The following is a 16,204-nucleotide window of genomic DNA, read 5'->3' as shown; positions in this document are numbered from 1 at the left end:
GCTAATCTAATGTACAAAGTGCAGTTGAAACTTACTATGCCCCTGAAGAAGGTTGTTATTGGACAATCAATCAGAATGGCGGTCTTAAAAGGCCACCAGCGGCTTCAGCTTCTCCAGCAGCTTGGGGCCGATGCCCTTCACCTTGCCCAGCTCGTTCGCGCTGCGGAAGGCACCTTTACTGTTGCGGTAGTCGATAATCGCCTGCGCCTTCTTCTCTCCAATGCCTGGCAGGTCCATAAGGGCTTTGGCATCGGCGGTGTTCACATTAATCCTGCCGTCAGACGCTGCCGGGGCTGCAGTACCAGCGGCTCCGGCTCCCGCTGTTGCAGTGGCCGCTCCATTGCTAGGTGTTCCTCCACCGGTGACCACACCATCAACAACTCCGCTACCCGCCGCGCTTGCATCATTCCCTCCTGCAGCTCCATTGCCAGTCACACTCCCGCCAGCTCCTGTATCCACTGTTACACCACCCGCGGCCGCATTGCCAGTTACTCCACTACCCGCCCCACCTGCCACACTCCCGCCTACCGCCCCATTTCCCGCCTTACCGTCACCAACTACCTCGCTACCTGCCACTCCATTCCCCGCCTTACCGCCACCAGCTACCTCGCTACCTGCCACTCCATTCCCCGCTTTACCGCCATCAGCTACCTCGCCACTTGCCCCTCCACTACTATCCACAGCACCTGCACCTACCACCTTCCCATCTGCCACACTCCCGCCATCAGCCCTGCCGGCCTCACTGCCAGCCCCCCCTTCGTCCGCCACTCCCAGCGCCTGCGCCATTCCGGCGTTCAGCGTCGACCATCCGGCGATGCCGGCATCCTGTGCTCTGTGGTCTGCGGCCCACACCAGACCGCCACCCAGCAGCGCTGCGGTGATGGCGCAGATGATCATTCTTCTATCCATCAGGTTGTCCTCCCTCATCAAACTGGAATTTTATTCAAAAATCCGGTTAAAACCTGTCATTGGTCCAAGTCCGGCCTGCATACACTTAACGAAGAGTATTCCTGTAAGCCAGCAGCATAAGAAAGGAGGTACCACAGGATGAAAGTGGGATTTATCGGAACAGGCAGCATGGGAAGTCTGCTGATCGACACCTTCCTTCGGTCGGGAGCCCTTGATCCATGTGATGTGATGGCCAGCAACCGCAGCCCGGGCAGGCTGATGGAGCTGAAGAAGCTTCATCCCGGAATTACGATATGCTCCGGCAACATTGAAGCCGCCTCAGAGAGCGACCTCGTGTTCCTGTGCGTCAAGCCTTTGCAGTTCAAACGGGTAACCGATGAGGTCGCCCCTTATCTGCGCAGCGACCAGATCGTTGTATCTATTACAAGCCCTGTGCAGCTCTACCATCTGGAATCGGTCCTGCCCTCCAAGGTCGCCAAAATCATTCCCAGCATCACCCATTCCGTCAGAGGCGGGAGTTCGCTATGCATTTTCGGAAGCCGATTAAATAAAAAAGACAGGCTGCTGCTGCTCCAGTTATTCTCCTGCATTGGAGTTCCTGAGGAAATTCCAGAAGGTCATACGCGGATTGCCTCAGATTTCTCCAGCTGCGGTCCGGCCTTTCTGAGCTATTTCCTGGAGCGGTGGATTGAAGCGGCTATTGAAGCAACCGGCATCGACGAAGCCCTGGTCACCCGGCTGGCGGGTGAGATGCTGCTGGGTACGGGTAAGCTGCTGACCGAAGGCTCGTTCACCCCGCAGGAGCTGCAGGAACGGGTTGCCGTCCGCGGGGGTATTACCGCGCAAGCCCTCAATCACTTGCAGACCAGTCTGGAGGGGGTATTTGAACGCCTGATTACCACCACACATGACAAGTACGATGAGGATGTGGAAAAGCTCGACGAGCTGTTCGGACTCGGCAGCATCGCCCAGAGCCGGCTCGACCGCTAGCAAAATGTATCCATTATGAAGGCTATTTCCTCCATATAGCAATCAGCAGTCCCTTACACCTCCGCAGAAAGTGCCCGAAACCAAGAAAGCCCGCAGCACGGAACCCTCCGTTGCTGCGGGCAGAATTGCGTTCTTCGCTTAACCCACTACGATATTTACCAGCTTGCCGGGAACGGCAATGATTTTGCGTACGGTTTTGCCTTCGACGGCCGCTTTCACATTCGGCAGGGCCAGAGCGTGGTCCTGCATCTCCTGTTGGCCCATATCCGCCGGAATCAGTGCGCGCTGGACGATTTTACCATTCACCTGCACCACGATCTCAACCTCAGCATCTACGGTCAAGGCTTCATCATAAGACGGCCAGGCAACATAGCTGATGCTTCCTTCATGGCCCAGCAGCTCCCACAGCTCTTCGGCAATATGCGGTGCCAGCGGGGACAGCATCTGCACGAAATGTTCAGCAGCTTCCTTGGACAGACTCTCCTGCTTATAAGCATCATTGATGAAAATCATCAGCTGGCTGATCGCCGTATTGAAGCGCAGCAGCTCGAAATCCTCAGTGACCTTCTTCAGCGTCTTATGCCAGGTGCGTTTGAATCCATCCGTGCCGCCGCCCTCTGTAATCTTCGCGCTGAGGCTGCCGTCTTCATTCACGAACAGGCGCCATACGCGGGAGAGGAAGCGGTGAATGCCTTCAACGCCCTTCTCATTCCAAGGCTTGGTGGCCTCCAGCGGCCCCATGAACATCTCATAAACGCGCAGGGTATCTGCCCCATAAGCTTCCACGATCTCATCAGGGTTAATGACATTGCCGCGCGATTTACTCATCTTCTCGTTGTTGTTCCCCAGGATCATTCCCTGGTTGACCAGCTTGTGGAACGGCTCCTTGGTATCGACTACGCCGATATCATAGAGTACCTTATGCCAGAAGCGGGCATACAGCAGGTGAAGCACCGCATGCTCGGCTCCGCCGATGTACAGGTCAACCGGCAGCCATTCCTTCTGCTTCTCCGGTGAACACAGCTCTTGATCATTGTGCGGATCGATATAACGCAGGTAGTACCAGCAGCTGCCGGCCCACTGAGGCATAGTGTTGGTCTCGCGGCGGGCCTTCATGCCGGTCTCGGGATCAACCGTCTCCACCCACTCGGTCACATTCGCCAGCGGGGATTCACCGGTGCCCGATGGCTTGATCGCATCCACATCCGGCAGAACCAGCGGCAGCTGATCCACAGGCACGGTCTTCATCGTGCCGTCCTCCAGGTGCAGAATCGGAATCGGCTCGCCCCAGTAACGCTGGCGGCTGAACAGCCAGTCGCGCAGGCGGTAGGTCACTTTGCCCTTGCCGCTGCCCTTCTCTTCCAGCCAGGCGATCATCTGAGCCATCGCTTCTGTATTGGACAGGCCGTCGAGGAATCCCGAATTGACATGCGGACCGTCGCCGGAGTAAGCTTCTTCTTCGATATTGCCGCCCTGCACCACTTCGATAATGTTCAGGCCGAACTGCTTGGCGAATTCCCAGTCGCGGGCATCATGGCCCGGAACGGCCATAATCGCTCCGGTTCCGTAGCCGGCCAGCACGTAGTCGGCAATCCAGATTGGCACCTGTGCACCGTTCACCGGATTAATCGCATACGCGCCAGTGAACACACCGCTTTTCTCCTTCGCCAGATCCGTGCGTTCCAGATCGCTCTTGCGGGAAGCCTTATCGCGGTATTCGGCAACGGCGGCCTTCTGCTCCTGCGTGGTAATAGCATCCACCAGCTTATGCTCGGGTGCGAGTACGCAATAGCTTGCTCCGAACAGGGTATCAGGACGGGTAGTGAACACTTCAAGCACAGCCTCATGCCCCTCAATGGCAAAGGTCACCTCAGCGCCGGTCGATTTGCCGATCCAGTTGCGCTGCATATCCTTGATGCTCTCTTCCCAGTCCAGCTCCTCCAGATCCTCCAGCAGGCGGTCGGCGTATTCGGTAATCTTCAGAATCCACTGGCGCATCGGTCTGCGGACGACGGGATGGCCTCCGCGCTCGCTTTTGCCGTCGATGACTTCTTCATTCGCCAGAACGGTTCCCAGCGCCTCGCACCAGTTCACCGATACTTCGGCTACATAAGCGAGTCCACGGTTATAGAGCTGGATGAAAATCCACTGCGTCCACTTGTAGTACCCCGGATCGGTCGTGCTGATCTCGCGGTCCCAGTCGTAGGAGAAGCCCAGCGACTTGATCTGGCGGCGGAAGTTATCAATGTTCTTGAAGGTAATGTCACGCGGATGCTGGCCGGTATCCATGGCATACTGCTCAGCCGGAAGTCCGAAGGCATCCCAGCCCATCGGGTGCAGCACGTTGTAGCCGCGCATCCGCTTGAAGCGGGACACGATGTCGGTGGCGGTATACCCTTCCGGGTGGCCTACGTGCAGCCCTGCGCCGGAAGGATACGGGAACATATCCAGGGCGTAGAACTTCGGCTTGCCTGCTTCTTCACTGGTCTTAAAGGTCTTGTTCTCGTCCCAGAATTTCTGCCATTTCGGCTCGATGGTCTGGGCGCGGTATCCAATATTGTCGCTCATCTTGTGCTCCTCCTTGGAGTGTTGCTGTATTAGGTGGTACTGCTACTGTCTTAAAAAGTTAAGAGATTAGTCTCCACTACAAGAAAGTTTTGGGCCTCCGGTCGCTGTTATTCTCTGATTTCTTGATTTGATCCGCTTCTATATAGATTGAACTAATGTTTTTATGTTTTGGAATTACCGTGACTCCAGAGAAGTTTTGGACTTCCGGCTGCTGTTGTCTACAGATTTCATGATTTGTTACCGTTATAACGGTTGAAATCCGTAGACAGCTGATGCTTCCGAAGTGAGCTTTCCTACGGAAAGCTTTAAGGCGGTCGCTGCCGCTCCTCCAGTTCCAAAATTCCCCTCCGCCACTTTTCCTTTAACTTAATTTTTTTGTTCAATCATATATTTGTTCAATCATATAGCGGTAGAAATCCGAGAATAAAGGCGAAGATTTCTCCAGCTCCAAAATTTCTTTCCGTTCCGTTTCTCTGTAACTTAGGTTAACATCATCTGTTCACCCGGCGGAACAGCAAAGCCCAAGAGCCGCCCATGATTCGCCGGGCTAACGGGGACAAAATCATCCGAACAGATGAATAAGTATACCTTTGCGCGAAGACAATGTATGCTGTTTTTCACATACATTCAAGCCGCGTCCCTGCTTTCGAGCACAATGTATGCTGTTTTCCACATACATTCAGGCCATGCGCCTGCTTTCGAGCACAATGTATGCTGTTTTCCACATACATTCAGGCCATGCGCCTGCTTTCGAGCACAATGTATGCTGTTTTCCACATACATTCAGGCCATGCGCCTGCTTTCGAGCACAATGTATGCTGTTTTCCACATACATTTGGTCCATATGCCTCATTTCGAGCACAATGTATGCTGTTTTTCACATACATTCTGGCCGTATGCCGCTATACCAGCCGATTGTATTCGGTTTTAACCAGAACTTCAGTCACATTCAGCAACATAGTCATTATACGAAACCTTCCAAGAACTCTTATTCACAAATTCACACACACCTTTTTCACAGCAACAGGAAACTATAGTTTCCTATTACAGCAAAAAAACCTCCCATCCCTAGCGTATAATCGCTAGGGACGAGAGGTTTGAATTCCCGTGGTACCACCCTAGTTAGCGCGGACATTCTTTGCCCGGCACTCACTTTGACACCCTGTATCGGGGGTAAGCCGACGGCGGTTCACTCGCATGCCCCCTATAAGGAACCTGCGGCTTGCGCCATTACTCGGAGGTGAGTTCACTGCGGCCCGTTAACCGGCTCGCACCTTAGGTGCCGGCTCTCTGCAATAACGGTCTCACGAATTAATACTCCTCTTCATCGCACTGCTATGATAACTCTTCTTATCGTAATATTCACCACATTATAACCAAAAGATACATCTACAGTCAATCCTTTCACATGAAGTCACGGCGAAGAAGCCGCCATTGCCCATATAACTGAAGCGGTGGCGGGATCGGCTGCCGCTTCTACGCCGGCCTTCTGCGGATGTAATAGCCGATGATATGCTGAATGACCACCTTGGCGGCGGCGAAGAAGGGCACGGCCAGAATCAATCCGATCATTCCGGCGGTCTCCCCCCCGACCAGCAGCGCGAAGATGATCAACAGCGGGTGCAGATGCAGCTTCCGGCCTACAACCTGAGGAGAGATCACGTTGCTCTCCAGCATTTGGCACAGGGTATTCACCACCGCCACCAGCAGGACAAGCCGCCATGACAAGGTCGAAGCCATTACAATAGCCGGAGCCGCCCCCAGAAACGGACCCATATACGGAATAATGTTGAACACCGCGACCACACAGGCGAACAGCAGCGCATAAGGCATGCCGATAATTGCGTATCCGATATAAGCGAGCACGCCGATGATGATACAGACGAGAAACTGCCCGCGGATATAGTTGCCGAGCGCTTCATCAATGTCTTTTAACAGCATCACAATCGACTTGCGGCGCGAACGGGGCAGACAGGATACCACCATCCGTTCGAACACCTCGAAGTCCTTCAGAATATAGAACACGAGAAAAGGCACAATGAATGCGTTGAACAGCACGCCAATGGTCGAAGCGATATTATTAAGGAAGTGGGAGATGCCTTCGGCCAGGCGGTTCTCCAGCTGATAGAACCAGTTATTCATTCCCGTCTCCACCCCGGGCGGAATCAGTCTGGAATTCATGCCCTTCATCAGCCCCTGCGCGTGCAGCGTCATCTCCGGGAGATGCTCATTCAGCTCTTCCAGCTGTTCAATGAACATCGGGATCAGGTTGATCAGAATCACCGCAAGCGAGGTCAGGAACACCGCATAGATCAGCAAGACAGCTACGCTGCGCGGCATTTTTCTTCTGGAGAGCATAGTGACCACCGGATTCAGTACATAGGAGATAATCATGGCGGCCAGGAACGGGGCCAGGATCGCTTTTAGAAACAGGAATACCCCATTCAGCATCGGACGGAGCAGCCAGACGAAATATAGAATAATCAGTGAGAGCAGCACGCCGGTCATCCAGCGGAGCCATTTACTGCGGAACCACTCCTCCATAATCTCCCTCCTGAACGTGTACAGCCCTTAACCATCATGCCCTATTAGTATGTGTGGGAGGGGAATGAAATACTCTGCTCTGCAAAAAATTGGTTTTTTGTTATTTTAGTTCGCAGGTTGGTATAGTGCCGGGGTTCAAGGTTCGCTACAATCATAATGTAAAACGCTTACATTATTGAGGAGGGTATTGTATATGAGGAGAAAGCTACACAAGTTATTCGGTGCAGGAATGACCCTGCTGCTTGCCGGTCTGCTGACAGGAGCTCCGTCCGTTTCGGCGGCCACCGTCTTTGATGAGCCTCTGACTTACTTCAACCCCGCAACCTGGCAAAAAGCAGACGGATACTCGAATGGCTCCATGTTCAACTGTACCTGGCGTGCGAATAACATCTCATTCACCAGCGGCGGACAGCTTCGTCTGGCCCTGACCAGTCCCAGCAATAATAAATTTGACGGCGCGGAATACCGCTCTGTCTACAAGTACGGCTACGGCAAATATGAGGTCAGCATGAAGCCGGCCAAGAACAGCGGGATCGTCTCCTCCTTCTTCACCTACACCGGGCCTTCAGACGGGACGCCTTGGGATGAGATCGATATTGAGTTCCTCGGCAAGGACACCACCAAGGTCCAGTTCAACTATTACACCAATGGCGTTGGCGGCCATGAGAAGATTGTCAATCTTGGCTTTGATGCTTCCCAGAGCTACCACACGTACGCCTTCGACTGGCAGCCGGGTTATATTAAATGGTATGTAGACGGGGTCTTGAAGCATACGGCCACCAGCAACATCCCCTCCCGGCCCGGTAAAATCATGATGAACCTCTGGAACGGAACGGGAGTAGATTCCTGGCTCGGTTCCTATAACGGGGCGAACCCGCTATACGCCTATTACGATTGGCTGAAATTCACAGGCAACTAACTTGCAGGCAGGTGATGGACCCCGGCGATGCGCAAGCGGCATCCGCCGGGGTCCTTTTGTCAATGCGGATCATAGCGGATTATCTTCAATATTTGTTATTCCAATCGCCACATTGTTATGGCGGCTGCAGCCGCCCTTCTGTACGATATATAGAAGAATGCAGCACAGGGGGAACAGAATTATTGGGGCCGCCTGGTACGTTAGCAGGAGCCCCATGTGTATCTACGACAAGAAACCGCCTTTTATTGAGGCGGTTTCTTGTCCCTGCGGCAACTAGCGGCTGCTGCGGTCCCAGGCATTGACCTCCAGGGTTTCAGTAAGCCCGCCGTAGGTGTTCCACTTGTGCACGAATTCGTCGAATTCTTCAAGCGGGCTGTCCGCGAAGATGATTTTGATGAAGCTTTTCTGCTCCAGCTTCTTCAGCAGCTCGCCGTCGCGCTGCATCGTCGCTGTCGGCGGTCCCGTGAACTGCTCCTTGCGGGAAGCCTCCTTCTGGCCCAGCAGCACAGGAGCAATGTCCTTCGGGATCTCCCGGATGACGCTGGAGGGAATCCGGGCCCCGTCGAAGGTTAGCGTGTACGAGGCTACGCGGATGCCGCCCAGCGGCAGCGCCGGAGACTGTGCGCTCGGCTGGCCGCCCGCCATGGTAAAGTCATAGCCCTCTGCAAGACCATGAGCGAATTCACCAGTCGAGGTAGCATATGAATCGAACAAATAATTCTGATACGTAAAAAAGATCTCAGGGTGCTTCATCTTCTTATTGATCAGAATGGCACCGTTAACAGGCAGGGTCCCTCTTCTCATGGTGAGGCCGCCCGGTCCTGAAGGGATGGCAATTGCCCGGACACGCGCCTTGGCGTCACTCTTGGCCAAGGAGGACAGGGGCCAGCCACCCATCCAGTAGGGTCCGGCAATGATACCCGCCTTGCCGGAGATGAACTGGTTCGCCGCTCCCTCTTCATCCAGCCAGGCACTGTCAGCGCTCAAATAACCGCGCTGTACCCATTGCTTCATGAGCTGGACAGCCTTCCTTGCCTCGGGCTGGACGGAGCCGTACTCCAGGGTGCCGTCACTCCGGCGGTTCCACTGCTCAGGAACCGTTCCATAGGCGCCGAACACCCAGCTGCTGTCTCCCATCCAGGTACTGGGGCCGTTGCGGAATCCGGCCGACAGACCGTAGGTATCCTTGATCCCGTTGCCGTCCGGGTCCCGGTTGACGAAGGCATCCATGACCTGCTCCAGCTCATCCAGGGTCTTTGGTGCTTTCAGATGAAGCTTGTCTAGCCAATCCTGGCGGACCCAGAGCAGCGGATCGGAGTTATATTCATAATCCATAATGGGAATAGCGTACCTGTGCGCGCCGCGCACGAAGGGGTCCCATGCCGAAGCATCCTCGGCAACAGCCTTCTTCCACACCTCGGACGCATGCTGTTCGAACAGGTCGCCTACTTCCATGAATTGCCCTGAATCAATCAGCTCCTGGATAATATCGGCATCTCTGGTCGTTACGATGTCGGGCATATTGCCTTTGGCCAGCTCCAGCCTCAGCTTGTTGGCGTAGGTCTCTGAGGTGCCGGAGATTGTCCATAGATAACGGATACGGATGCCAAGCCGCTTCTCGGCCCAGGCTGTATGTACGTTGTGCTCCAGGCTCTCCCCTTTGATGAAATTGAGATTGGGGTTCACGGAGCCGACCGTATACAGGTCTACCGGAGGATCATATTTGCCGTCCTTAACATCGAAGTGAGGGGTTGTACTCTGCGGTGAAGACGGCGGCTGACTATATTCGGTGCTGTGCCAGGAGCAGCCTGACAGGATCAGGAGCAGCAGCAACAGCGGGGAACGGACTTTCATGAAACCACCTTCTTTTCGTAGAGTTCATATTCTTATGATACACTTCTCCATATTACAGCAAATGTCTTGAAAAGGATGATCTTTATGGTGGCATTTCGTCCCAACCTGTTCCTTAAAATGGTGGCAATCCTGCTCTCGCTGATTGCTGCCACACTCTTGTTCTACGGAATGTCCTACCGTAAGGATGTCGGAGTCATTACCAGTCAGATCAAAATCACCGACCTTAATCATCTGGAATTCCTGACCCAGCAGATGGATAACAACATCAACCAGCTCGCGGGCAGCATGTATGCGCTGCAAAGAGATCCCACCATCCGCGATTATGAGCAGATTACGCAGCTGGGCCATCTTATTGATCCCGCCCAGACGATTATGACGGTGCTCGAGAAGCTGTCCCTCCAGACCAGCTCCAGTACGTGGGAGAACCGGATTGTCTTGTACAAGCCCTTCAGCGGAGAGACCTTGGGCTCGGATTCCTCGCTGTCCTTCGATGTCTCAGTCCTGCACAAACCGCTTCCGGCAGGCTGGGAGTATATCTCGGCGGACAGGGCCGGCGCGGAGGCAGGCTTCCGGCTGCTCCTGTCGGACCCCGCCCAGGCAGCAAGCCGGCCGCGCGAGGCGCAGCTGCTGATGTCCATGTATCTGCCGGTCTCCAATATTGAACGGATGTTCGATGCCTACCAGTCGCGGAACACGGGGGACACCTTCTTGTACCATCCGTCATTCGGGGTCATCCTCTCGCGGAGTTCGGACCGGCAGATGGCGGAGCAGGTCACTGCGGCACTGAATATCACAGCCGGGAAGAGTACCTCCGACATCTTCGACCTTACGCAGGGCAGCTTCCTGGTCAGCTCGGTGCCCTCCTCGGCCATCGACTGGCACGTCGTGCATTATTCACCGCTGAAGGAGATTCTTGAGCCAATCCGCAGCAGCCGCTCTTCCTTTCTGACAGGCTCGGCCATCCTGCTGGTGATGAGCCTGCTATTCTCCTTGCAGCTCTACCGCCAAGTGCAGCGTCCGGTGAGCCTGCTGCTGCGTTCACTGAACCGGATGAAGGAAGGCCGCTGGTCTACACGTATCCATACCCGGACCAATCCGGAGTTCACGCTGCTTAATGAAGAATTCAATGACATGGCCGAGAAGATTCAGTCACTGATCGAGCAGGTCTATCTGGAGCAGCTCCGGGCCAAGGATGCCCATCTGAAGCAGCTTCAATCACAGATCAATCCGCATTTCCTGTACAATTGCCTGTTCTTCATCAAGAGCAAGGCCGCTATAGGAGATACAGAGTCTGTCGAGGCCATGGCACTCAGTCTGGGCGAATATTACCGCTATATTACCAGGGTTGATCATTCCCTCACCACCCTTCAGGATGAGCTGAAGCTGCTGGAGACTTACCTGAAGATCCAGAACCTGCGGAAGCAGCGTATACGCTACGAGGTCGATATGGAGAGCGGGCTGCTGGACCTGCACATTCCGCGGCTGCTGATTCAGCCTCTGGTAGAGAACAGTATCATTCATGGCATTGAGCGAAAAATCGGCCCCGGCTCCATCCGGATCACCGGCCGCCATACCCGGGAAGCCATTCTCATTACCGTAGAGGACAACGGTGCCGGTATGACAGAGGAAGCTATTGCAGCACTTCAGGTGCGTATCAACGAAACCACGCGTGAGGATGGAGGCTGCGGGCTATGGAATGTCCAGCAGCGTCTCAAATTACATTACGGCGAGGCATCCGGCCTGATAATTTCCCCTTCACCTGAAGGCGGTCTAATAACAACTCTCCGTATGGAGAAGAAAGAGGAACCTGATGCACCAAATTCTATTGGTTGACGATGAACCTTATGTGGTCGATGATCTGTCCATTTCAATTCCCTGGGCAGAGATGGGCTTCGGACAGGTCCACAAAGCTTATTCCGGGTATGAAGCGCTGGAGCTGCTCCAGCGTTATCCTATCGATATTGTAGTCACAGATATCAATATGCCGGAGCTGTCCGGCACCGAGCTGATTGCCGCCATCCGCAAGCGCTGGAAGCATATCCGGGTGGTGATGCTGACCGGCTATGCGGAGTTTGAATATGCCCGCAAGGCTATTGAAGAGCAGGCCAGCGCCTATCTGCTAAAGCCGATAGCGAACGATCAGCTGATCGCCGTTATCGGTAAGCTGCAGGAGAAGCTGCGCAGTGACTGGGAGGCCTGGTCCTCCCACCAGCGGACGATGCAGACCTTCCGCGAGCATCTGCCGATTCTGCGGGACCGCCTGCTCGGGGAGCTGCTGCAGGGAAGGAAGCTGCCCGGGCCGCAGCTCCAGGAGCGGCTGGACCAGTTCGACCTGCCGCTCAGGGCCGGACTGCCGGTCTGTCTGGCCGTCGTCCGTCCCGAGGAATTCTTCCGGCGCCAGGATATGCACAGCATGCTGCTGTTCGAATATGCGATCATTAACATCGCTCAGGAGCTGTTCCAGGACCGGTTCCTGATCTGGTCCTGCAAGGATGTGCATGATTATCTCGTATTCCTGCTGCAGCCCAGGGAGGATTCGGAACTCGGCGGCAATCCTGGAAATGAGGTGGCCCAGGCTGCCTATCAGCTGCAGAATCATGTCAACACCCTGATGGGAGGCGGCCTGTCCGTGGTGACCACCGGCTGGGGCGACTTCCCGGATCAGGTCTACACTCTCTATCAATCTGCCATCTCCGCGATTCGCCAGCATATCGGCAGCGAGACCGGCATCTATCTCGATACCACAGATAACAGCAGCTCCCAGCCGGTGGAGATTCTCCAGCCGCTGTATGAGCCTCCGCTGCTGTTCCACATGTTCGAAGCGAACAACTGGCAGGGTATTGAAGACAAGCTGAACGCTATCGTCTCGGAGCTGGCCCATAGTCCGGAGCGTTCACTGGAGCATATTCAGGAAGCACGTCTGCACCTGGAGACCGCCTTCTATTACTTCGCTCATAAGAATAACAAGCTGCTGAGCGAGATTGTCGGCAATCCGCTGCTGGAGCAGGCTCCCTTTCAGACACCGGACAAGCTGCGGGAGTGGGCCATGGAGGTTATCCTTCTGCTGAGAGAGCATACAGATTCCGAACGGCGGAACAGCCGGACCGTGCTGATCAGCAAGGTTCATGAGTATATCAACCGCAATCTGCACTATGTCTCGCTACAGGCCATCGCCGACCATGTCCAGATGCATCCGGTCTATCTCTCCAAAATGTACAAGCTGGAGACCGGCAAGCGGATCAGCGACTACATCAGTCAGGTAAAGATGGAAAAAGCGGCGTATCTGCTAATCCATACGCCGCTCAAAATTTATGAAGTTTCCTCGGAGCTCGGGTACTCCAATGCCCATTATTTCATCAAGCTCTTCAAGGAATATGCGGGGATGACCCCGCATGAGTACCGTGACCGGGCGCTGTAATTCCGTCAGTTACGCGAAGATAAGCTCTACCTCATGGGCGAAGCCATCATCTACGGCCGGTACCAAGCCGTTCTCCAGTACCCGGCCGTCCAGCGTCAGGCGGGCTGCCCCGTCCTGCATACGGTGGAAGCCCTCCGGCTTGCGGACCTGAATCCGGTAGGAGGAGCTGCCCAGCTTCAAGGTATAGGTAAGCTCCATCTGCTCTTCCCGCAGCACCGGACTCAGTGCTATGCCCTGCTCCGTATATTCAATACCCAGCGCTTCCATCAGCGAGAGGGTGAGCCAGGTCGAGGTGCCGCTAAGCATCGGACCGATGTTCTCACCAGTCTCGCTGTTGTTGTATTGGGTACAGAACCGCGGATTCCCGCAGACGGCAAAGGGATCATCCATCGTCTTGAACGGCATAATCCGGTCCAGCAGCCAGTAACCCAGGCGGCAGAGCTCAGCAGCCAGATCCGGGCTGGATACTTCCTTGGCTCCCTTGAACATAGCCGCAGCAGCCATCATGCAGGCATGCTTGAATACGCCGCCGTTCTCACGGTCACCCGGGAAGTATTCATCCGATGCCGTGTGCGTGGATACCCGGCCCAGCGCCACCGGAGAGACCAGCTTCATGCCGTAAGGCGTCATCAGATGTGCCTTCATTGTGTCCAGCATTACCGCAATCTGTTCTTCATCCGCACAGCCAGCCAGAATGCTCCAGCTGAACGAATTCAGAAAGTACGAGCCGTCCTTCGCCGGATCGGAGGACATCCCGTCCCCGGCAGCGCCGAGATACGTATATTCTCCGTTCGGATAACGGTTGAACAGCACACGGGCGAAGAAATCTCCCTTCCAGGCATGCTCCTGGATGCGTTCGCGCAGCTTGGCTCCGAAGCCCGTCAGCTCGTCTGCATATGCCTGCTCGCCTTTGCGGGCGGCCAGGGCGGACAATTCATCGACCGCCACCTTCAGCAGGAAGGCGTTCATGACGCTCTCGGAATAATCACTCTCCAGCGAATCCCCGAAGACACCGCCGGCCTCCAGCTGCTTCCGGTAGAGTGCTTCCTTGGCCGGGCCGTTCAGATAAGTGTCATCGAGCTTCAGACAGTCGTTCCAGTCTGCGAAGTCGAGCAGCGGCAGGCCGTGGCGTCCGATCGAGATCTGCCCGGAATAGACAATAATCGCCTTCAGGGTCTCGAATACAGGGCGTTCGGTATCCGTGCCTGCTACCGGACAAGACTCATCCAGGAACTCCGTATCTCCGGTCAGCATGACATAACGGTAGACAGCCTGGATCAGCCATAATGCATCATCGGACCATTTGCCAGGTTCTTTGCCCACCCAGAAGAAATTGTGATACGCATACCCCAGCTCAAATACCATGCTGGTCCACTCTTTCAGCAGGCTCTTGACGAGGCCGCCCCGGCCCATCCCGACGAAATAATACATCGAGGCATACATATCCTGAATTTCACGGAAGCCGATCTCCCGGTAGCCCTTCTGGGTCTGACAGAAGGAGCGGGAGACAAAGCTCTGGTAGAGCACCTGAAAAGGCAGGTTGCGGTTCACGAACTGGTCGAAATCCGCGTCCCCGGAGGATACCTGCAGGAACCTGGAGTAATTCCGCACGAACTTCAGGGATTGCACCAAGGCTTCTTCAGCCGCGCTGCGGCTTGTGAAGCGGGCGATCAATGCACCTACTTCTTCCTCCAGTACTGTATCGCTCCAGGTAGCACCGCTCTTGTCGGAGACAAGGCCTGTCAGCTGGTCAACCGCTGCAGAGGCTCCGGCAGCAACCTGAATCTCCCCCGCTACCGCAAAGAAGCCCGGGCCCTTGCGGTGCAGAATGCTGCTCAGCTTCAGCGCACCGGATGGGCGGTGAAGCGAGCCGGTGCCGACGAACTCATTGTAGCTGACGCAATATTCGCGCGGCAGCACCGGTCCGTCTTCCCCGTGGATAATCATCGTGTGGAAGCGAAGATCATGGCGCCCGCCTTCCGGGTAGTAGTCAGGGCTGATTGCAGCCACGGCACCATCAGCGTCCTGCAATACGCCGCCTTGCATAATAACATTGCTATACAGCACATCCTCGAACAGAGCGCCCGGGGCTGCCGAGCCGAACATGCCCGTATACACCAGACGAAGCTGGCGGCTGCTCTCTCCATGGTTCGTAATCGTAACCCGCTGCATCTCGGTCGCCAGCGGCAGACCTTCAGCATGCGGCAGAATGAAGATCGTGCGTGTAATCTCAAGTCCGCCGGACAGGCGGTACGTGATGATGGTTACATTCTGTGAATGGCGGCAGACCGCTGATTCAATGCCTTCTCCGCCCGGATCAGCGGAATAGAAGATCTGCTTCCCGTCCTCGAACAGATAGAATTGACGGTTGGCCGGGAAGCCGTTCTCCTCCTGGCGCATATCCCAGCGGGTCGCCAGCACCTGGGTAGCTGCATGGGAACGGAAGCTGCCCCCGCCAAGGCGGTCGACCACGCTCTTCGGTGTAGTCTGGAGCGGATGAGGGAACTCCAGACGGTTGCCCAGCAGCAGATTGACCGCGAAGTGCGGGCCCGGAACGGGGGATCGCAGGTCAATGACATGCTCGCCTTCAGCGTTAAGGGCACCAGCCCAGCCCGGCGCAGCCTGAAGCTGTACCAGCGCCGCGCTTGCAGCCGCCTCCGGTATAGCTATTGCCTGCTCCTGTCTTCCCGCATGGCGGATAAGCAGGGATAGTGCCGTACCAGTATCATTCATGGTGAACAGTGCGGATGTGCCAGCTTCCTTCGGCAGCAGCGCTGCCACTTCCGGGAGCTTCAGCAGTTCCTGAATGGCAGGCAGCCGGAGCGGAAGGCCCGCTACACCAACAGCTCCGGTGCACTGGGAATCCGTGAAGACGGCGCTTAGCCGGCCGCCCTGGTCTATCCGGTCTGCGAATGCCTGTCTCAGGATATCCTCAGGCGAAGCAGCCGCCGCTCTTGCGGTATTGAATTTCAGCATCATGAATGATTCTCCTCTTTTCCTGT

The 16,204-nt window shown here is 55.4% G+C and carries 9 protein-coding genes; 4 read left to right on the top strand and 5 right to left on the bottom strand.

The features are described 5' to 3' along the window. Positions 1–84 precede the first annotated feature (84 nt). Complete coding sequence (locus MKX63_RS12450) at positions 85–909, bottom strand: ComEA family DNA-binding protein (protein ID WP_341017400.1); 825 nt, start codon at positions 907–909, stop codon at positions 85–87. 138 nt (positions 910–1,047) lie between these two features. Here MKX63_RS12450 and comER point away from each other — a divergent pair, with 138 nt between their 5' ends. Beyond that, the gene (comER, locus tag MKX63_RS12445) at positions 1,048–1,899 is read left to right on the top strand and encodes a late competence protein ComER (RefSeq protein WP_341017399.1); all 852 of its coding nucleotides are present in this window, start codon (positions 1,048–1,050) and stop codon (positions 1,897–1,899) included. A 138-nt stretch (positions 1,900–2,037) separates the two neighbouring features. Here comER and leuS read toward each other — a convergent pair whose 3' ends face one another. Beyond that, positions 2,038–4,467: a leucine--tRNA ligase gene (leuS, locus tag MKX63_RS12440; RefSeq protein WP_341017398.1), complete on the bottom strand. Its 2,430-nt coding sequence runs from the start codon at positions 4,465–4,467 to the stop codon at positions 2,038–2,040. Between the two features lie 1,476 nt (positions 4,468–5,943). Next, entirely contained in the window at positions 5,944–7,011 is a 1,068-nt protein-coding gene (locus tag MKX63_RS12435) for an AI-2E family transporter (RefSeq protein WP_341017397.1), read from the bottom strand. A gap of 229 nt (positions 7,012–7,240) precedes the next feature. On the opposite strand from MKX63_RS12435, the gene bglS reads away from it, so the two are divergent. After that, the gene (bglS, locus tag MKX63_RS12430; RefSeq protein WP_036732455.1) at positions 7,241–7,930 is read left to right on the top strand and encodes a beta-glucanase; all 690 of its coding nucleotides are present in this window, start codon (positions 7,241–7,243) and stop codon (positions 7,928–7,930) included. A 273-nt stretch (positions 7,931–8,203) separates the two neighbouring features. Here the strand turns inward: bglS and MKX63_RS12425 are convergent, their stop codons facing one another. Then, a complete protein-coding gene (locus MKX63_RS12425) occupies positions 8,204–9,784 on the bottom strand; it encodes an extracellular solute-binding protein (RefSeq protein WP_341017395.1) in 1,581 nt (526 codons plus the stop codon). An 84-nt stretch (positions 9,785–9,868) separates the two neighbouring features. On the opposite strand from MKX63_RS12425, the gene MKX63_RS12420 reads away from it, so the two are divergent. Continuing rightward, positions 9,869–11,617 carry a sensor histidine kinase gene (locus MKX63_RS12420; protein ID WP_341017394.1) on the top strand — a complete coding sequence of 583 codons (1,749 nt, stop codon included), beginning with the start codon at positions 9,869–9,871 and terminating at the stop codon, positions 11,615–11,617. Beyond that, positions 11,595–13,202 carry a response regulator gene (locus MKX63_RS12415; protein ID WP_341017392.1) on the top strand — a complete coding sequence of 536 codons (1,608 nt, stop codon included), beginning with the start codon at positions 11,595–11,597 and terminating at the stop codon, positions 13,200–13,202. Before MKX63_RS12420 ends, MKX63_RS12415 begins: the two co-directional genes overlap by 23 nt. A gap of 9 nt (positions 13,203–13,211) precedes the next feature. Here MKX63_RS12415 and MKX63_RS12410 read toward each other — a convergent pair whose 3' ends face one another. Continuing rightward, positions 13,212–16,181, bottom strand: coding sequence for a GH36-type glycosyl hydrolase domain-containing protein (locus tag MKX63_RS12410; protein ID WP_341017390.1), 2,970 nt, complete (start codon positions 16,179–16,181; stop codon positions 13,212–13,214). Positions 16,182–16,204 lie beyond the last annotated feature (23 nt).

The sequence above is a fragment of the Paenibacillus sp. FSL R7-0179 genome, from assembly GCF_038002265.1.
GTDB lineage: Bacteria > Bacillota > Bacilli > Paenibacillales > Paenibacillaceae > Paenibacillus_AQ.
This window is presented reverse-complemented; position numbering and strand designations above follow the sequence as displayed.